Raw genomic sequence first — 17,357 nt, 5'->3', positions numbered from 1 at the left:
TGAACAGGAGACATGTATGAACCCGTTTGACCTGAAACAACTGGGCCTCGACGTCGAATACCCGTACCGTCAGCAATACGACAACTACATCGGCGGCAAGTGGGTTCCGCCGGTGAAGGGCGAGTATTTCGAGAACGTGTCGCCGATCAACGGCCAGCCGTTCTGCCGCATCCCGCGCTCCGGCGCCGACGACATCGAACTGGCGCTCGACGCCGCGCATGCCGCGCGCCGCCAGTGGGGCAAGACGTCCGTGGCCGAGCGTGCGAACCTGCTGCTCGCCGCCGCCGACCGGATGGAAAAGAACCTGAAGCTGCTGGCCGTGGCCGAGACGATCGACAACGGCAAGCCGCTGCGCGAGACGATGGCGGCCGACCTGCCGCTCGCGATCGACCACTTCCGCTACTTCGCGGGCTGCATCCGTGCACAGGAAGGCGGCATCTCCGAAATCGACGACAACACCGTCGCGTATCACTTCCACGAGCCGCTCGGCGTGGTCGGCCAGATCATCCCGTGGAACTTTCCGCTGCTGATGGCCGCGTGGAAGCTCGCGCCGGCGCTCGCGGCCGGCTGCTGCGTGGTGATGAAGCCGGCCGAGCAGACGCCCGCGTCGGTGCTCGTGCTGATGGAGCTGATCGGCGATCTGTTCCCGGCCGGCACGATCAACATCGTGAACGGCTTCGGCAAGGAAGCGGGCGAAGCGCTCGCGACCAGCAAGCGGATCGCGAAGATCGCGTTCACGGGCTCGACGCCGGTCGGCAAGCATATCCTGCGCGCGGCGGCCGACAGCCTGATCCCGTCGACGGTCGAACTGGGCGGCAAGAGCCCGAACATCTTCTTCGCCGACGTGCTCGACCAGGACGACGCATTCCTCGACAAGGCGCTCGAAGGGCTCGCGATGTTCGCGCTGAACCAGGGCGAAGTGTGCACGTGCCCGTCGCGCATCCTGATCCAGGAATCGATCTACGAACGCTTCATCGAGAAGGCCGTCGCGCGCGTCGAGCGCATCAAGTCCGGCCACCCGCTCGACCTGCAGACGATGATCGGCGCGCAGGCGTCGCAGCAGCAGCTCGACAAGATCCTGTCGTACATCGACATCGGCCGCGGCGAAGGCGCGCAGTGCCTGACGGGCGGCGAGCGCGCGGCGCCGGCCGCCGACCTCGGCACGGGCTACTACGTGAAGCCGACGATGCTGCTCGGCAACAACAAGATGCGCGTGTTCCAGGAGGAAATCTTCGGGCCGGTCGCGTCGGTGATGACGTTCAAGGACGAGCAGGAAGCGATCGAACTCGCGAACGACACGTTCTACGGGCTCGGCGCCGGCGTGTGGACCCGCAACGGCACGCGTGCGTACCGGATGGGCCGCGAGGTCGAGGCCGGCCGCGTGTGGACCAACTGCTACCACCTGTACCCCGCGCATGCGGCGTTCGGCGGCTACAAGCAGTCGGGCATCGGGCGCGAGACGCACAAGATGGCGCTGTCGAACTATCAGCAGACGAAGTGCCTGCTGGTCAGCTACCAGGCCGAGGCGCTCGGGTTCTTCTGATCGCCGAAGCCGGGGCGACGTGTCGGGGCCGGTTGGGGCCGGCACGTCGCCCGGTTCGATTTCCTTATTTCGACAGTCGGCGCCGGTTGCGCTTCGTTGTGCGGCCGGCGCCGGCAACGCTGCCGGCCGTCGCGCATGCGCGGCGGCACGGTGCGCCAATGCGTGCGACAACGACAACCAGCATGGCAGAACTGCCCCGATCCTTTCCCCGCCACCCGGTCTTCCATCCGGGCGAACTCGACGCGCAACACCGCTTCGGTGTCGCCGACGAAGCCGAGCGGATGAGCGATGCCGTCACGACGCGGCTGAGCCTCGGCGTACGGCAGTTCGTCGAATCACAGCCGTTCATGTTCGTCGGCGCGGCATGCGGCGCCGGTGCGTCGATGACCTGCGACATCGTGCAGAGCCGGCGCGACGCGAACGGCGATCTGCTGCCCGTCGTGCGCGTGATTGATACGAAGACGCTGCGGTTTGCGCTGCCCGCCGCGCATGACGGCGACGGTGGGCGGATCGATGCGGCGGCCTGCGACGGCATCGGGGTCGGATTGCTGTTCGTCGATTTCGTGCGCGGCCTGCGCTACCGGATCAACGGTCGCGCCACGCTGCGCGCCGATCTGCCGGAAGCGGACGCGGCGCCGTGGGAGGCGGGCAGCGCGATCGTCGAGCTGGCGATCGCGCAGGCATACGGCAATTGCGGGACGCGGGTCGTGCGGCTGAAGCCGGCCCGGTAGGCGGTAGCTGGTGACCGCGCCTGGGCGGCGGCGCGCATGCGCGGTCGCCGCGCGGATCGCACCGGCGGCGTGCGCGGCATGCCGCCTTCGGGTGCGCCCGCATGGCGCGCATCGGCCGGACAGCGTGCAATGGCGGGCTGCCCGCCGGGCCATGCGGTTCGGCACGGGACTTGCGTGATGGATACGCACGGTTCCGCGCAGGTGAGGGAGGACACGATGAATCAACATGTGGCGTGTACGGCGGAGCCGACCGCCGAAGACACGCGGCGCAGCGCGCAGGGCGACGACGCGTTCGCCGGGCAGGCTGTCGTCAGCGTCGCGCACGATGCGGACGAGCAGGCGCGCAACCTGATCGGCTGGCGGCAGACCTACGACCAGCTCGCGGCCGGCCGCTTCGTCGGCACGCTGACCGAGCTGCCGCTCGACACGATGAAGCTGTTTCGCGAATCGACCAGCCATCTGCTGCGCCAGGCGTGCGAGGTGCGCGGCGATGCGTACTGGTTCGGCATCCCGCTGGTGTGCGACGGCTCGGCGCGCGTCGATGCGTGCCGCATCGGCCCCGGCGCGCTCGCGTTCCGCCCCGGCAACGTCGAATTCGAACTCGTGACGCCCGCGCAGTTCTCGATCTACGGCGTCGTCGTGCGCGGCGACGTGCTGCGCCGCTATGCGGAGGAAGTCGAGCGCCGCGCGCTCGACGAGCGGCTGTTCACGCAGCGCGTGATGCAGGTCGGCGACGCGCGGCTCGCGCGCCTGTGTGCGCTGCTCGGGCGCCGGCTCGACGGCGCGGTGGCGATGGCCGGCCCGTTGCCCGATGCGCAGCGCGACGACCTGCAGGCCGAAGTGCTGGCCGCGCTGTTCGATGCGTGCGCGCAACCGGCCGACGACGGCAGCGGCGCCGCGCCGTCGACGCGCCGCTGGATCGTCGACCAGGCGCGCGACTACGTGCTCGCGCATCGCACGCGCCCGGTCGGCGTGCCCGAGCTGTGCGAGCAGTTGCACGTGAGCCGGCGCACGCTGCAGTACTGCTTCCAGGACGTGCTCGGGATGGCGCCCGCGACCTACCTGCGCACGCTGCGGCTGAACGGCGCGCGGCGCGACCTGTGCGGGCGCGCGGCCGGTTCGGTGCAGGACGTCGCGGAGGCGTGGGGCTTCTGGCATCTCAGCCAGTTCGCGACGGATTACCGGCGCCTGTTCGGCAAGCGGCCGTCGGAGACGCTGCGCGATCGCGCGTGAGGGGCTTGGCGGGGTAAGCCGGGCGGGTGGTGCGGCGTTTGCGGTGGTGCCGGCGCCGGGGGCGCGCTGCTGACGGTTCGACCCTTCCGCTCGCCGTCGCGCCGGTTTCGCCCAGGTGGCTAGGCGAGCCTGGCGGGGTCAGTCGGCCGCCGAAGCGGCCTCCGCGCGGTGCTCATGCCGTGCGTGTACGGCTGCCGGTTCGGTCGTTCCACTCGCCGCTGCGCCGGCATTGCTCAGGGGCTGGCGGTAGCTTGCCGAGGTAAGCCGACGCGACGATCGCGCCGGGGCTGGCGCTGTGCGCGTGTCGCTGCCGGCTTGATCGTTCCGCTCGCCGCTGCGCCCGCTTCGCTCAGATGGCCGGCGCTGCCACGTCGCGCGCCGCGGGCCACGCCAGCGCGTCCCAGTCGATGGCGCGGTAAGCGGCTTCGACCGCCGCCAGATCATCCGGTCGCTCGCTGCGATGCAGCCCGTGCAATTCAGCCGGCACGTCGAGCGCGACCGGCACGCAATGCGGATAGTCGCGCACGCGCAGCGCCGGCCCGATCGTCGTGAAGCACGCGAGCGTCGGCACGTCGAAACCGTCGGCGAGATGCAGGGCCGCCGTGTCCGGCGCGAACAGCACGCTCGCGCCCTTGATCCACGCGATGAAGCGCGCGGTGTCGGTCGCGTCGCCGCTCACATCCACGTAAGCGGGATGCGCGAGCGGGCCGAATCCCACCACCGGCAACCCATACCGCTGCGCGAGCCGTTCCACGAACGCGACGCACAACGCGGGCGGCACGCTGCGCACCGCGGTGCTCGCATTCGGGCAGAACAGCACGTAGGGCCGCTGCCATTCAGCCGGCAGTGCGGGCAGCGGCAGCCGCGCGAGCCAGCGATTGCGCTTCGCGGCGGCCGGCACGGCGGCCGGATCGACGCCGAGCGCGTCGAGGAAGAAATCGATCATCGGCAGCCGCGCGAACGCGGGCCAGTACAGGTGATTGCCGACGTCGATGCAGTGCGCATCGGCGGGCAGCGCGTCGGCGGGGCACGGCAGCGCGCGCGACGGTGCGACGACGTCGGCCGCGAGCGCATACAGCGCGTCGACATAGCGCGGCGCGCGCGCCGGCCGGTACAGCGTGAAGCGTACGTCCGCATGGGCCGCTCGCAGCGCGGCGAGGGCCGTCAGCCCGATCACCGAATCGCCGAGCGTGACCCCCATCCCGTTGATCACGTGTACGTGCCGCGCCTCACTGTAATCGAGCCGGAACGGCCGGTGCGCGGCGTGCAGCAGGCCGAGCGCGGGCGCGGCCGCCGCATGGCTTTCGGCCCGCTCGTCGCCATGCTCGAGGTCGTACGGCGCGACGAGCGTGCCGTCGGGCGCGAGCAGCGTGCCGGGGTACGCCAGCGCGTCGTCGTGCGACAGCGCGGCGACGGGCGGTGCGATATGCCTGGCCACCGTCATGCGCCGCGCGCGCGGCGGCCCTGCTCGCGGATCTGTTCGAGCGTCGCGGCCGGCGTGCTCGCGTCCTGCGGGATGCGGATCTCGATCACCGCGGGCAATCCGCAGGTCAGCGCGCGTTCGAGCGCCGGCGCGAAATCGGCAGTGCGCTCGACCGTCTCGCCATGCGCGCCGAACGCACGCGCATACGCGGCGAAATCGGGATTCGTGAGCCCTGTGCCGTGCACGCGGCCCGGGTAGTTGCGCTCCTGATGCATGCGGATCGTGCCGAAATGGCCGTTGTTGACGACGATCGCGACGATGTTCAGCCCGTATTGCATCGCGGTCGCAAGCTCGTTGCCGGCCATCATGAAGCAGCCGTCGCCCGCGAGCGCGACAACCGCGCGCTGCGGATATAGCGACTTCGCGGCGAGCGCGGCCGGCAGCCCGTAGCCCATCGCGCCGCTCGTCGGCGCAAGCTGCGAACGGAAGTGCCGGTACGCGAAGTGGCGATGCAGCCAGATCGCGTAGTTGCCCGCGCCGTTGGTCAGGATCGCGTTGTGCGGCAGGCGCTCGCGCAACTGCACCATCACGTCGCCGAGCTGCACGTCGCCGGGCATCGGCAGCGGCGCATGCCATTCGCGGTACGCGCGGTGCGCGTCGGCGGCCGCGCCGGCCCACGCAGGCCGCTCGGGCGGTTCGAGCGCGGCCAGCGGCGCGGCGATCTCGGGCATGCCCGACACGATCGGCAGGTCGGCCGCGTACACGCGGCCGAGTTCGTCCGCGCCCTGATGCACGTGGATCAACGTCTGGCGCGTTTTCGGGATATCGAGCAGCGTGTAGCCGCCGGTCGTCGCTTCGCCGAGGCGGGGCCCGATCACGAGCAGCAGGTCGGCGTCGCGGATGCGTTTCGCGAGCGCGGGGTTGATCCCGAGCCCGACGTCGCCCGCGTAGTTCGGGTGCGCGTTGTCGATCGTGTCCTGGAAGCGGAACGCGCACGCGACCGGCAATTGCCAGCGTTCGACGAAGGTGCGCAGGTTCGCGCAGGCGTCCGGCGTCCAGCCGCTGCCGCCGACGATCGCGAACGGCCGTTCCGCGCGCGCGAGCCGCTCGCGCAATTCGTCGATCTGCGCGGCCGACGGCGCGGCCGCGACGCGTTTCGCGGCCGGCACGACGGGCTGCGGCGCGCACGCGTCGGACAGCACGTCCTCCGGCAGCGCGAGGACGACCGGGCCGGGCCGGCCGGACGTCGCGACGTGGAACGCGTGGCTCAGGTATTCGGGGATGCGGTGCGGGTCGTCGATCTGCGCGACCCATTTGGCCATCTGGCCGAACATCCGGCGGTAGTCGATTTCCTGGAAGGCTTCGCGATCGAGGTGTTCGCGTGCGCACTGGCCGACGAACAGGATCATCGGCGTCGAATCCTGGAACGCGGTGTGCACACCGATCGACGCATGGGTCGCGCCGGGCCCGCGCGTGACGAACGCGATGCCGGGGCGGCCGGTCAGCTTGCCGACCGCTTCGGCCATGTTCGCGGCGGCCGCCTCGTGGCGGCAGACGACCGTCTGGATGCGGGCGGTGTCGTCCGCCAGCGCATCGAGCACGGCGAGGAAGCTCTCGCCCGGCACGCAGAACACGCGTTCGACGTGATTGGCGAGCAACGCATCGACGAGCAGTCGCGCACCGGTGGTGGCGTGCGGCTCGAGATCCTTGGAATGCGACATGGGCTGCCGTCTCCCTGGGTAGCGGGACGTACAGCTTACGCCGGTTGGCCGCGGGCTGGTACGGCGGCCGGCGAAAAGTGTCGGAACGCTGGGCGGGTCGGGGATTGCGTGCTGGCTTCGGTTGGCCATTCGGCCAGCTTGTGCCCGCTTGCGTGACGGCGGAAAGTGGGCGCTACGGATTTGAGCCGGGCGCTGAATCCGGCATGTCGGCGTTCTGCGGCGGCATTGATGCTGACGCGTCGAGCGAAACGTCATCGGGAGGCTTATGTACACACATGGATTTACATCTCGGCCCGCATCGGATAATGTACATACGGAGTACATCCGGACGGAAATCGACATGCATACCACGAGGGTATTCAGGAACGGCAACTCGCAGGCCGTGCGAATTCCTGCGGACCTTGCCTATGAGCGCAGCGATATCGAACTGGAAATCGAGCGCGTCGGTGACGAAATCCGCATTCGGCCGATGCGGCGGCCTTTGACTCAGGTACTGGAGAAGTTCGCGAAATTCGGGCCTGACTTCATGACAGAAGGGCGTGGCGACCACGAGCAGGCCGAACGCGAGGGTTTGTGATGCCGCGCTTCATGCTCGACACCAACATGTGCATCTATTTGATGAAAAATCAGCCGGAGCAGGTCGCGAGACGGTTTGCGCAGTGCTACACGGGCGACGTCGTCATGTCGGCGATCACCTATGCGGAGCTCGAGTACGGCGTGACCGCATGCACGAGCCCCGCCCGGGAGCGCCGCCATCTCGCCGCATTGATCGAGGATATTCCCGTCGCGCCTTTCGACGCCGCGGCAGCCCAAGCGTATGGCCCGGTGCGCGACGCAACCCGCGAGCGGAAGAAGGATCACCTCGACAAATTGATCGCCGCGCATGCGGTGTCGCTCGATGTCGTCCTGGTGACCAACAACGAGCGGGATTTCGCGAGTTATCCGGGCGTGAGACTTGAGAACTGGTTGAACGACTAGCGTCGGGCGCCAGGTCCGGCGGCAATGCGGGGTATCGATCCACCGCGCGCCACCGCCGGATCCCGCATCAGCACTCGACGATATTCACCGCCAGCCCGCCGCGCGACGTTTCCTTGTACTTGGTCTTCATGTCGGCGCCGGTCTCGCGCATCGTCTTGATCACGGAGTCGAGCGACACGTAGTGCGAGCCGTCGCCGCGCAGCGCCATGCGGGCCGCGTTGACGGCCTTCACCGACGCCATCGCGTTGCGCTCGATGCACGGGATCTGCACCATCCCGCCCACCGGGTCGCAGGTCAGGCCGAGGTTGTGTTCCATCCCGATCTCGGCCGCGTTCTCGACCTGCTGCGGCGTGCCGCCGAGCACGGCCGCGAGCGCGCCGGCCGCCATCGAGCACGCGACGCCTACTTCACCCTGGCAGCCGACTTCCGCGCCCGAGATCGACGCGTTGAGCTTGTACAGGATGCCGATCGCGGCGGCCGTCAGCAGGAAGTCGATCACGCCCTGTTCGTTCGCGCCGGGCGTGAAGCGCGTGTAGTAATGCAGCACCGCCGGGATGATGCCTGCCGCGCCGTTGGTCGGCGCGGTGACGACGCGGCCGCCGGCCGCGTTTTCCTCGTTGACCGCGATCGCGTACAGGTTGATCCAGTCGATCATCGACAGCGGGTCCTGCAGCGCGCGCTCCGGGCTGCCCGTCAGCGTGCGGTACAGCTGCGGCGCGCGGCGCTTGACCTGGAACGGGCCGGGCAGGTTGCCTTCGGCTTCCGGGTTGCCGATCCCGCAGCCGCGCGATACGCACGACTGCATCACGGCCCAGATCTTCAGCAGCCCGTCGCGCGTTTCTTCCTCGGTGTGCCACGCGCGTTCGTTTTCCCACATCAGCTGCGCGATCGACTTGCCGGTCGACGCGGTCAGCGCCAGCAGTTCCGCGCCGGTGCGGAACGGATGCGTCATCTGCTCGGCCGCGCTCAGCACCTTGGTGTTCGGCGCGCCGGCCGTCACGACGAAGCCGCCGCCGACCGACAGATAGGTGCGCTCGACCAGCACCGCGCCGTTCGCGTCGCTCGCGCGCAGCTTCATCCCGTTCGGATGTTCGGGCAGCGCCTGGCGGTAGAACGCGATGTTCTCCTTCAGCACGAACGGCACCGGATGCGTGCCGAGCAGCGCGAGCTGCTTCGTCTTGCGGATGTCTTCCAGCCGCGCGTCGATCGTGTCGGGATCGACGGTGTCGGGCGCGTCGCCGAGCAGGCCGAGCATCACGCCGCGGTCGGTGCCGTGGCCCTTGCCGGTGGCGCCGAGCGAGCCGTACAGCTCGACCTTGACGTGGGCCGTCGCGTCGAGCAACCCGTCGCGCTCGAGGCCCTGGACGAACATCAGCGCGGCGCGCATCGGTCCGACCGTGTGCGAACTGGACGGACCGATGCCGATCTTGAAAAGGTCAAACACGCTGACTGCCATTTCGATACCTGCCTTGCGATAAGAATGATGCTAGCGCGCCTGCAATGGCAGGCACGCGGCGAGCCATGCGGGCGGCGTTGGGGAAAGCTGCTGCGCGACGCGGGCATAGCGCCCGTCGAGCCGCGCGGCCAGATGAAAGAGTTCGGTGGCGTTTTTCGGGTCCCACTGCCCCGTGTAGCCCGGCAAGCCGGCCTCGCGGCGCTTCGCGTCGAACGGCACCGGCGAATTCACGAACTCCTCGTGCGTCTTCTCGCCGAGCGCATACGGCACGAGCCAGTCGAGCGCGGCCGCGAGCGTCGCGCCGTTCGCACCGCGCTCGCGCAGCCAGTTGCGGTTGAAGCGGCGCGCGGCGAGCGCGGCCGTCACCAGCGGCTGCAGATCGTAGACCGCGTAATGCAGCGCATCGCGTTCCTCGAAATCCCAGGTCTTGCCGTCCGGGCCGATGTTGTCGGCGAGATGCTCGACGAACAGCCGCTGTGCGGCGTTCATCATCTTGCGGTCGCCGAGCGTGAACGCGGACAGCGCGATCAGCTTGATCCGGTGGCTCTGCCAGTTGTTGCGCCAGGTGCCGGTGAGCGGACGCTTCTGCGCGTCGACCTGCGCGACATAGCCGGCGCCGAGCTTCGCGATGAACGCGGCCGTCGCGTTGCGCGTCTTCACCGGCAGCGCGCTCGCGGTCATGTCGTACGCGACGATCAGGCTCTCGAAGCGCGTCTCGTCGATCGGGTTGAAGCTCGGCTGGTAGGTCGAGACCCACGCGGACAGGAAGCGGTCGACGAGCTGCAGGTAGCGCGGCGCGTTCGTCACGCGCCACGCGAGCGCCGCATCGCGCATCAGGTCCATGTCCTTGAGCGCGGCCGCACTCTGGTCATAGATGCCTTCGTGCGGCAGCGTGCCCTCGGTGTGCACGCGCGCCATCGCCTTCGGCTGCTCGCCGATGCGCGCGTCGACGCTGCGGATCAGCGCCTGCACGCCCGGCTCGGCCTGCGTCGTCTCGCTCGCCTGCAGCGCCGGCGCCGCGCAGAAATTCATCGCCGCGCGCGCACTGCCGGACACGCCGAGGCCGGCGGCGGCCAGCGACAGCGCTGCGACGAGCATCGGCACGTAGCGGCCTGCGCGGGGGCGCGGCCGCCGCGCTGTTGCACCATGGCCCGGAAACATCGGACGCACCATGCGGAACTCCTTCATTGGCTGGATCGCGTGTGATGTTAGCCGGATTGGCGGGCGAGCGTGAAACGGTTGGCCGGGCGGCGAACGTAAAAACCGCACGCAACCGATGGCTGCGTGCGGTGGGTTCACGGTCGGACGCTCCGGTGCGAGACGGGTGTTATGCGTAGTCCGACATCGGCACGCACGAGCAGAACAGGTTGCGGTCGCCGTACGCGTTGTCCGCACGGCCGACCGGCGGCCAGTACTTGTTCGTGCCGAGCGACGCGACCGGGTACGCGGCCTGCTCGCGCGAGTACGCGTGCGGCCATTCGTTCGCGGTGACGACGGCCGCCGTGTGCGGCGCGTGACGCAGCGGGTTGTCCTCGCGATCGGCGCGGCCTTCCTCGACCGCGCGGATTTCCTCGCGGATCGCGATCATCGCGGCGATGAAGCGGTCGAGTTCTTCCTGCGATTCCGATTCGGTCGGCTCGACCATCAGCGTGCCCGGCACCGGGAAGCTCATCGTCGGCGCGTGGAAGCCGTAGTCCATCAGGCGCTTCGCGACGTCGTCGACGCTGATGCCGCTCGATTCCTTGATCGGACGCAGGTCGAGAATGCACTCGTGCGCGACCAGCCCGCCCGGGCCCGAATACAGCACCGGATAGTGCGGCGCGAGGCGCTTCGCGATGTAGTTCGCGTTGAGGATCGCGGTTTCGGTCGCGGCGGTCAGGTTCTTCGCGCCCATCATCGCGATGTACATCCACGAGATCGGCAGGATCGACGCGGAGCCGTACGGCGCGGCCGACACCGCGCCGATGCCGTCTTCCGCGCGGGCGTAGCCGGTCGAGCGCTGGTTCGGCAGGAACTTCGCGAGGTGCGCGCCGACCGCGACCGGGCCGACGCCCGGGCCGCCGCCGCCGTGCGGGATGCAGAAGGTCTTGTGCAGGTTCAGGTGCGACACGTCGCCGCCGAACTGGCCCGGCGCGGTCAGGCCGACCATCGCGTTCATGTTCGCGCCGTCGACGTACACCTGGCCGCCGTGCGCATGGACGATCTCGCAGATCTCGCGGACGTTCTGCTCGAACACGCCGTGCGTCGACGGATACGTGATCATGATCGCCGCGAGGTTCGCCGAATGCTGCTCGGCCTTCGCCTTCAGGTCGGCGATGTCGACGTTGCCCTGCGCGTCGCAGGCGACGACCACGACCTTCATGCCGGCCATGTGTGCGGACGCCGGGTTCGTGCCGTGCGCGGACGCCGGGATCAGGCACACGTCGCGATGGCCTTCGCCGCGCGATGCGTGGTACGCGTGGATGATCAGCAGACCCGCGTACTCGCCCTGCGAGCCGGCGTTCGGCTGCAGCGACACGGCCGCGTAGCCGGTGGCCGCGACGAGCATTTCCTCAAGCTGATCGATCATCTCGCGGTAGCCGACGGTCTGCTCGGCCGGCGCGAACGGATGGATGCCGCCGAACTCGGGCCACGTGACGGGCAGCATTTCCGAGGTCGCGTTGAGCTTCATCGTGCACGAGCCGAGCGGGATCATCGAGCGGTCGAGCGCGAGATCCTTGTCCGACAGGCTGCGCAGGTAGCGCAGCATTTCGGTTTCGGAATGGTGGCGGTTGAACACGTGGTGCGTCAGGTATGCGCTCGTGCGTTCGAGGCCGGCCGGCAGCGCGGCGACGCCGGCGAGACCCGCGTCCAGCGCATCGACGGCCGGCGCGGTGCCGCCCGCGGCTTGCGCGAACACGTCGAGCAGATCGGCGAGGTCGTCGCGCGTCGTCGTTTCGTCGACCGATACGCCGACTTGCGTGTCGCTCACGCGGCGCAGGTTAATGCGCTTCGCCTTCGCGAATTCGTGGACCTGCGCGGTGCGCGCGCCGGTGTCGATCGTCAGCGTGTCGAAGAACGTGTCGTTGACGGTCGCGAAGCCGAGCTGTTTCACGCCGGCCGCGAGCAGCGCCGCGATGCGGTTCACGCGCAGCGCGATCGTCTTCAGGCCGTGCGGGCCGTGGTAGACCGCGTACATGCTGGCCATGATCGCGAGCAGCGCCTGCGCGGTACACACGTTCGACGTGGCCTTCTCGCGGCGGATGTGCTGTTCGCGCGTCTGCAGCGCGAGGCGCAGCGCGGGCTTGCCCTGCGCGTCGACCGTTACGCCGACGAGGCGGCCCGGCATCTGGCGCTTGAATTCGTCACGCACGGCCAGGTAGGCGGCGTGCGGGCCGCCGAAGCCCATCGGCACGCCGAAGCGCTGCGTGTTGCCGATCGCGACGTCCGCGCCCCATTCGCCGGGCGGCGTCAGCACGGTGAGCGCGAGCAGGTCGGCCGCGACGACCACGTGGCCGCCGGCCGCGTGGATCGCGTCGGTGAGCGCGCGGTAGTCGCGCACGTCGCCGTTCACGCCCGGGTACTGCAGCAGCACGCCGAACGCGTTCGCCTGCGCGGCGTCGGCGGCCGGGCCCGTCTTGACCTCGATGCCGATCGGCAGCGCACGCGTGCGGATCACTTCGAGCGTTTGCGGCAGCACGTCGTCGGCCACGTAGAACACGTTCGACTTCGGCTTGCCGGTGCGTTGCAGCAGCGTCATCGCTTCGGCCGCAGCCGTCGCTTCATCCAGCAGCGACGCGTTCGAGATCGCGAGGCCCGTGAGATCGGCCACCATCTGCTGGAAGTTCAGGAGCGCCTCGAGGCGGCCCTGGGAAATTTCGGGCTGGTACGGCGTGTAGGCCGTGTACCACGCCGGGTTTTCGAGCACGTTGCGCAGGATCACGGCCGGCGTATGCGTGTCGTGATAACCCTGGCCGATATACGAGCGGAACACCTGGTTCTTGTCCGCGAGCGCACGCAGCGCGGCGAGGGCTTCGGCCTCGCTCTTCGGCTGCGCGAACGGGCCGAGCGGCAGCGTTTCGGCGCGGCGGATCGAGGCCGGGATCACGGCGTCGATCAGGGCGGCGCGCGACGCGAAGCCGAGCGTGTCGAGCATGGCCTGCTGGCTGGCGGCGTCGGGGCCGATGTGGCGTTCGGCGAACGCGTCATGCGTTTCGAGCGCGGCGAGCGAGAGGGGCGTGCGGTTCATCAGGCGGTCCGGGTGTTCGAGCTTCATGGCGTGACTCTGGTCCCGCGCGGGCCGAGGGCGGCGCCGCGCGGTTCGGGTAGGGAAATTAGTCGATCAGCTTGCTGTAGGCGTCGGCGTCGATCAGCTTGTCGGTCGATGCGCCGGCCGCGAGCTTGATCTTGAAGAGCCACACGCCGTATGCGTCGCCGTTCACTTCTTCCGGCGCATCGGTGGCGGCTTCGTTGATGGCGACGATCTCGCCGGACACCGGCGAGTAGATGTCGGATGCCGCCTTCACCGATTCGACGACGCCGACGGCGTCGCCCGCGTTCACCGACTTGCCGACTTCGGGCAGCTCGAGGAAGACGATGTCGCCGAGCGTGCTTTGCGCGTGATCGGTGATGCCGACCGTCAGCGTGCCGTCCGCCTCGGTGCGGATCCACTCATGTTCGTCGGTGTACTTCAGATCGGCCGGGACGTTGCTCATCGGATGCTCCTGGATAAAAGGGTGTGTTCGTTCTGCTGGCGCGCCGCCATGGCACGCCGAATAGGGTTGCGCCGGGCGCCATCTCCCGGCTTGCCGGAAGGCGGCCCTGCGGCCGCCTTCCGGTCGTTACGCAGCGAGGACCTTGCCGTTGCGCACGAACGGCAGTTTTACCACGCGCGCGGGAAGATTCTTGTCTCGAATTTGCACCTGGACGATGTCGCCGACCTGGACGGCCGTCGGCACGCGCGCGAACGCGATCGATTCCTGCATCGACGGCGAGAACGTGCCGCTCGTGATCTCGCCTTCGCCGTGCGGCGTGACGACCTTCTGGTGCGCGCGCAGCACGCCGCCCGCCTTGCCGTTTTCCTTCTGCAGGATCAGGCCGACGAACGCGGCGCGCGTGCCGTTGGCTTCGAGTGCGGCGCGGCCGACGAAGTCGCGCGGCGCGGTGAGGTCGACCGTCCACGCGAGGCCCGCGTCGAGCGGGGAGACGGTGTCGTCCATGTCCTGGCCGTACAGGTTCATGCCGGCCTCGAGGCGCAGCGTGTCGCGCGCGCCGAGCCCGCACGGACGCACGCCGTGTTGCTGCAGCGCATTCCACAGCACTTCGACGTGCACGGCCGGGACGATCACTTCGAAGCCGTCTTCGCCGGTGTAGCCGGTGCGCGCGATGGTGAGATCGCCGAACGGCGTGCCGGCGACCTGCGCGGCGTTGAACGGCTTGAGTTCGCTGGTGGCGGCGCGGGCGGACGGCACCGTCGCCCAGACCTTTTCACGGGCGTTCGGACCCTGGACGGCGACGATCGCGAAATCGTGGCGCGGCGCGATCGTCAGGCCGTAGCCGCCTTGCTCGTTCAGCTGGTTGAACCACGCGATGTCTTTCTCGGCGGTGCCGGCGTTGACGACCACGCGGAAGAATTCTTCGGTGAAGTAGTAGACGATCAGATCGTCGATGACGCCGCCCTGCGGGTTGAGCAGGCACGAGTAGAGCGCCTTGCCGGGCGTCTTGAGCTTGCCGACGTGGTTCGCGATCGCATGCTCGAAGAACGCGCGCACGCGGCTGCCGGTGAAATCGACGACGCACATGTGCGACACGTCGAACATGCCGGCGTCGGTGCGCACGGCAGCGTGTTCTTCGATCTGCGAGCCGTAGTTGACGGGCATGTCCCAGCCGCCGAAGTCGACCATGCGGGCATTGAGCGCGCGATGCGCGGCGTTGAGCGGGGTGTGATTCAGTGCAGTCATCGAGGCCTCAGGCAAGGCGCTTGCGCGCGGATCAGAACGGCCATGTGCCGACCGCCGCGGCTGATAGCCTCGAGCGATCCGGTACATGCCCCTCTGTCCTCGATACCTGAGAGATTGCGCTGCGGGCAAAGCCCGGCGAACGCGCGCCCCTTCGGTGGGCAGCTTGCCCGCGCAGCCAATGCGCTGCGGGCTACTGCCGCTCTCCAGAGTGCGGGGAAAGTATGGCCCGCGCAATGCGCGGATGCGGTTCCCCGACGCGGTCGGTCCTTTTGCCTGAGAGTTTGCGGGTGTGCCCCTTCGGCGGCGCAACCGGTGTCGGAACGACCCGGTCACACGCTCTCCCGACGCGTGCGGGCGACTGTACGCGAGCGGGTGGGCCTTGTCAATTTGAGCAAAAGAATGTCGCTTCGCGACAAGCGGCGGCGGCCGGCGCCGCCGCTTTTCTGCGCGCCGGCAGGCGCCGGCGCGTTACTCGCCGATCGCGCGCGCGGCCGTGTCGAGTTCCTGGTTCAGCACGCGCTGCTCGTCGCCGGACAGGCCGCCGTTGTGCTGGGCCGACATGTCGTTCGCTTCCTGGCGGATCACGTCGAGACGGTGGTGCAGCTGCGCCCCGTAGGGCGGCGGGTAGTAGCCGCCGTTCACACGGGCGTCGATGCGGCGATGCAGATTGTCGATCCGGCCCTGGACCTCCTGCATGCGGTCGTTCGCGACGACCTGCGGGTTCGGTCGCGACGGCGGAGGCGCCTGCCGGGCCGGCCGCTGCGGCTGCACGATACAGGCCGCGAGCGAGGAAACCAGGACGCAGCATGCCGCTGCGCGAATCAACCGTTGCATCACATTCTCCTGACGGATAAGTGTCGAATCGACTTTTTGAGAAACGCGTCAGACCGGACGACCGCTGACTTTCGTTCCCGCACCATTTGTAACGGAATGTTCGGGGCCTTGGCCGCGGGGCGGCGTGGCGGTAGACACAAGCGCCGCCGGTGCCGATGCCTGGCGGCGTGGCGCGGAGCGTGGCCGGATCGGCACGGACCCGGCCGGCGGTCGTCAGACCGTGCGGCGCACGAACGGCACCCGGCGGCCGTCGTGTTCGCTCTGCGCGGCGAGCTCGATGATCGTCATCACGTCGACCGCGTCCTGCACGGTGACGGGAAACGGCGCGCCGTCGCGGATCGACGCGGCGAGCGCGCGGTAGAACTCCGCGTACTGACCGTCGAGTGTCGGCACCGGACGCTCGAGCTCGACGTCGCCGTCGAGCACGCGCAGCAGGCCGGGCGGATTGCCGCCGCCGAATTCGACGTCGTCCGCGGTGAGGCCGGCCTTGAGCTGGTCTTCCTGCGTGTCGAGCCCGAACTTCTGGTAGCTGCCGCGCGTGCCGTGCAGCGTGAAGCGCGCGGGCTCGATCGCCGACAGCGCGCTCGCATGCAGCGCGACGTCCTTGTCCGGATAGCCGAGCAGCAGGTGCACGAAATCGGGCGCCGTGCCGTTGTCGCGGCGTGTCTTGACGGTGGCGCTCACCGTTTCCGGCGTGCCGAACAGCGCGAGCGCCTGGTCGATCAGGTGCGGGCCGAGGTCGAGGAGCAGGCCGCCGCCGCGGGCCGGCTCCTCGCGCCAGCGCGTGCGCGGCGTCGGCCGGAAGCGGTCGAAGTGCGACGCGAAGTAGGTGAGGCGGCCCAACTCGCCCGATTCGACGATCCGGCGCACGGTGAGGAAATCGCCGTCCCAGCGGCGGTTGTGGAACGGCGCGAACAGCCGGCTGCGCGCGTTCGCGAGCCGCGCGAGCGCGAGCGCCTCGTCGGCGGTGAGCGTGACGGGCTTGTCGACGACCACGTGGCGGCCGGCTTCGAGCACCTGACGCGCGAGCGTGAAATGGGTGTCGTTCGGCGTGGCGATCACCACGCATTCGATGTCATCGAGGCCGAGCAGCGTGTCGAGATCGGGGACGATGCGCGCGCCCGGATACGCGGCCTGCGCGCGATCGGGCTGACCCGTCGCGATCGCGGCGACTTCGGTGCGGCCGCTCGTGGCGATCACGGGCGCGTGGAAGGTCGCGCCGGCGAAACCGAAACCCATCAAACCAATCCTGAGCAATGACGACATGGCAATTCCTGGCTGCGAAGGAAACTAAAGGATGGCGCGCCGGAGCGGCGCGAGGACGACCGGCTATTTTGGCATGGCGCCGCTGCTTGCACAGACGCGTCGGGCGAAATGCACGAAGCGAGGCGGCGCTTGCGCGGAGGAGGCTGGCATTTTGCGCGGGGTCGTGCGCCGTGCCGCGGTATGGTTGACTGGTTCGCGGTTCGCGGTTCGCGGCTCCTGCCCAAGCCCAAGCC

At 69.1% G+C, this 17,357-nt stretch carries 14 protein-coding genes and 2 riboswitches; of the genes, 5 read left to right on the top strand and 9 right to left on the bottom strand.

Going from position 1 to position 17,357, the window contains the following annotated elements:
• The first annotated feature begins 16 nt into the window (after positions 1–16).
• The 3 genes from exaC (at position 17) to H3O04_RS15855 (ending at position 3,507) form a co-directional block, all read left to right on the top strand.
• Positions 17–1,543: an acetaldehyde dehydrogenase ExaC gene (gene exaC, locus H3O04_RS15865; protein ID WP_012327625.1), complete on the top strand. Its 1,527-nt coding sequence runs from the start codon at positions 17–19 to the stop codon at positions 1,541–1,543.
• A 182-nt stretch (positions 1,544–1,725) separates the two neighbouring features.
• On the top strand, positions 1,726–2,274 hold the full coding sequence (locus H3O04_RS15860; protein ID WP_175683647.1) for a hypothetical protein: 549 nt from the start codon (positions 1,726–1,728) through the stop codon (positions 2,272–2,274).
• Positions 2,275–2,490: 216 nt separating this feature from the next.
• A complete protein-coding gene (locus tag H3O04_RS15855) occupies positions 2,491–3,507 on the top strand; it encodes a helix-turn-helix domain-containing protein (RefSeq protein ID WP_027807895.1) in 1,017 nt (338 codons plus the stop codon).
• Positions 3,508–3,856: 349 nt separating this feature from the next.
• Here the strand turns inward: H3O04_RS15855 and H3O04_RS15850 are convergent, their stop codons facing one another.
• Positions 3,857–4,951, bottom strand: a complete 1,095-nt coding sequence (locus H3O04_RS15850) for an ADP-heptose--LPS heptosyltransferase (RefSeq protein WP_202588030.1) — start codon at positions 4,949–4,951, stop codon at positions 3,857–3,859.
• Positions 4,948–6,651: a thiamine pyrophosphate-binding protein gene (locus tag H3O04_RS15845; protein ID WP_202588029.1), complete on the bottom strand. Its 1,704-nt coding sequence runs from the start codon at positions 6,649–6,651 to the stop codon at positions 4,948–4,950. Before H3O04_RS15845 ends, H3O04_RS15850 begins: the two co-directional genes overlap by 4 nt.
• 340 nt (positions 6,652–6,991) lie before the next feature.
• Between H3O04_RS15845 and vapB the strand changes: the two genes are divergently transcribed.
• Both vapB and H3O04_RS15835 read left to right on the top strand, forming a co-directional pair.
• Entirely contained in the window at positions 6,992–7,228 is a 237-nt protein-coding gene (vapB, locus tag H3O04_RS15840) for a type II toxin-antitoxin system VapB family antitoxin (RefSeq protein WP_012327630.1), read from the top strand.
• Complete coding sequence (locus H3O04_RS15835) at positions 7,228–7,629, top strand: type II toxin-antitoxin system VapC family toxin (RefSeq protein ID WP_012327631.1); 402 nt, start codon at positions 7,228–7,230, stop codon at positions 7,627–7,629. The genes vapB and H3O04_RS15835 overlap by 1 nt, the downstream gene beginning before the upstream one ends.
• A gap of 67 nt (positions 7,630–7,696) precedes the next feature.
• On the opposite strand, the gene H3O04_RS15830 is transcribed toward H3O04_RS15835, so the two are convergent.
• The 7 genes from H3O04_RS15830 to H3O04_RS15800 all read right to left on the bottom strand — a co-directional run bounded on the left by H3O04_RS15830 (position 7,697) and on the right by H3O04_RS15800 (position 17,124).
• Positions 7,697–9,085: an L-serine ammonia-lyase gene (locus H3O04_RS15830; protein WP_011546766.1), complete on the bottom strand. Its 1,389-nt coding sequence runs from the start codon at positions 9,083–9,085 to the stop codon at positions 7,697–7,699.
• Positions 9,086–9,115: 30 nt separating this feature from the next.
• Complete coding sequence (locus tag H3O04_RS15825) at positions 9,116–10,258, bottom strand: alginate lyase family protein (RefSeq protein WP_012327633.1); 1,143 nt, start codon at positions 10,256–10,258, stop codon at positions 9,116–9,118.
• A 154-nt stretch (positions 10,259–10,412) separates the two neighbouring features.
• Positions 10,413–13,340 (bottom strand): aminomethyl-transferring glycine dehydrogenase, encoded by a 2,928-nt coding sequence (gcvP, locus tag H3O04_RS15820; RefSeq protein WP_175769306.1) that lies wholly within the window; start codon positions 13,338–13,340, stop codon positions 10,413–10,415.
• A 58-nt stretch (positions 13,341–13,398) separates the two neighbouring features.
• Complete coding sequence (gene gcvH / locus H3O04_RS15815; protein ID WP_027807900.1) at positions 13,399–13,779, bottom strand: glycine cleavage system protein GcvH; 381 nt, start codon at positions 13,777–13,779, stop codon at positions 13,399–13,401.
• 126 nt (positions 13,780–13,905) lie between these two features.
• On the bottom strand, positions 13,906–15,024 hold the full coding sequence (gene gcvT / locus H3O04_RS15810; protein ID WP_202588028.1) for a glycine cleavage system aminomethyltransferase GcvT: 1,119 nt from the start codon (positions 15,022–15,024) through the stop codon (positions 13,906–13,908).
• 83 nt (positions 15,025–15,107) lie between these two features.
• Positions 15,108–15,241, bottom strand: a riboswitch (glycine riboswitch).
• Positions 15,242–15,275: 34 nt separating this feature from the next.
• Positions 15,276–15,378, bottom strand: a riboswitch (glycine riboswitch).
• Between the two features lie 114 nt (positions 15,379–15,492).
• On the bottom strand, positions 15,493–15,858 hold the full coding sequence (locus H3O04_RS15805) for a hypothetical protein (RefSeq protein ID WP_012327637.1): 366 nt from the start codon (positions 15,856–15,858) through the stop codon (positions 15,493–15,495).
• Positions 15,859–16,071: 213 nt separating this feature from the next.
• A complete protein-coding gene (locus tag H3O04_RS15800; protein ID WP_202588027.1) occupies positions 16,072–17,124 on the bottom strand; it encodes an oxidoreductase in 1,053 nt (350 codons plus the stop codon).
• Positions 17,125–17,357 lie beyond the last annotated feature (233 nt).

Source organism: Burkholderia sp. KCJ3K979 (genome assembly GCF_016759955.1).
GTDB classification, from domain to species: domain Bacteria; phylum Pseudomonadota; class Gammaproteobacteria; order Burkholderiales; family Burkholderiaceae; genus Burkholderia; species Burkholderia orbicola.
This window is presented reverse-complemented; position numbering and strand designations above follow the sequence as displayed.

Excerpts from the sequence above, each read along its gene's own strand:
- exaC (WP_012327625.1), top strand. The coding sequence starts at position 17 with ATGAACCCGTTTGACCTGAAACAACTGGGCCTCGACGTCGAATACCCG.
- H3O04_RS15860 (WP_175683647.1), top strand. The coding sequence starts at position 1,726 with ATGGCAGAACTGCCCCGATCCTTTCCCCGCCACCCGGTCTTCCATCCG.
- H3O04_RS15855 (WP_027807895.1), top strand. The coding sequence starts at position 2,491 with ATGAATCAACATGTGGCGTGTACGGCGGAGCCGACCGCCGAAGACACG.
- H3O04_RS15850 (WP_202588030.1), bottom strand. The coding sequence starts at position 4,951 with ATGACGGTGGCCAGGCATATCGCACCGCCCGTCGCCGCGCTGTCGCAC.
- H3O04_RS15845 (WP_202588029.1), bottom strand. The coding sequence starts at position 6,651 with ATGTCGCATTCCAAGGATCTCGAGCCGCACGCCACCACCGGTGCGCGA.
- vapB (WP_012327630.1), top strand. The coding sequence starts at position 6,992 with ATGCATACCACGAGGGTATTCAGGAACGGCAACTCGCAGGCCGTGCGA.
- H3O04_RS15835 (WP_012327631.1), top strand. The coding sequence starts at position 7,228 with ATGCCGCGCTTCATGCTCGACACCAACATGTGCATCTATTTGATGAAA.
- H3O04_RS15830 (WP_011546766.1), bottom strand. The coding sequence starts at position 9,085 with ATGGCAGTCAGCGTGTTTGACCTTTTCAAGATCGGCATCGGTCCGTCC.
- H3O04_RS15825 (WP_012327633.1), bottom strand. The coding sequence starts at position 10,258 with ATGGTGCGTCCGATGTTTCCGGGCCATGGTGCAACAGCGCGGCGGCCG.
- gcvP (WP_175769306.1), bottom strand. The coding sequence starts at position 13,340 with ATGAAGCTCGAACACCCGGACCGCCTGATGAACCGCACGCCCCTCTCG.
- gcvH (WP_027807900.1), bottom strand. The coding sequence starts at position 13,779 with ATGAGCAACGTCCCGGCCGATCTGAAGTACACCGACGAACATGAGTGG.
- gcvT (WP_202588028.1), bottom strand. The coding sequence starts at position 15,024 with ATGACTGCACTGAATCACACCCCGCTCAACGCCGCGCATCGCGCGCTC.
- H3O04_RS15805 (WP_012327637.1), bottom strand. The coding sequence starts at position 15,858 with ATGCAACGGTTGATTCGCGCAGCGGCATGCTGCGTCCTGGTTTCCTCG.
- H3O04_RS15800 (WP_202588027.1), bottom strand. The coding sequence starts at position 17,124 with ATGTCGTCATTGCTCAGGATTGGTTTGATGGGTTTCGGTTTCGCCGGC.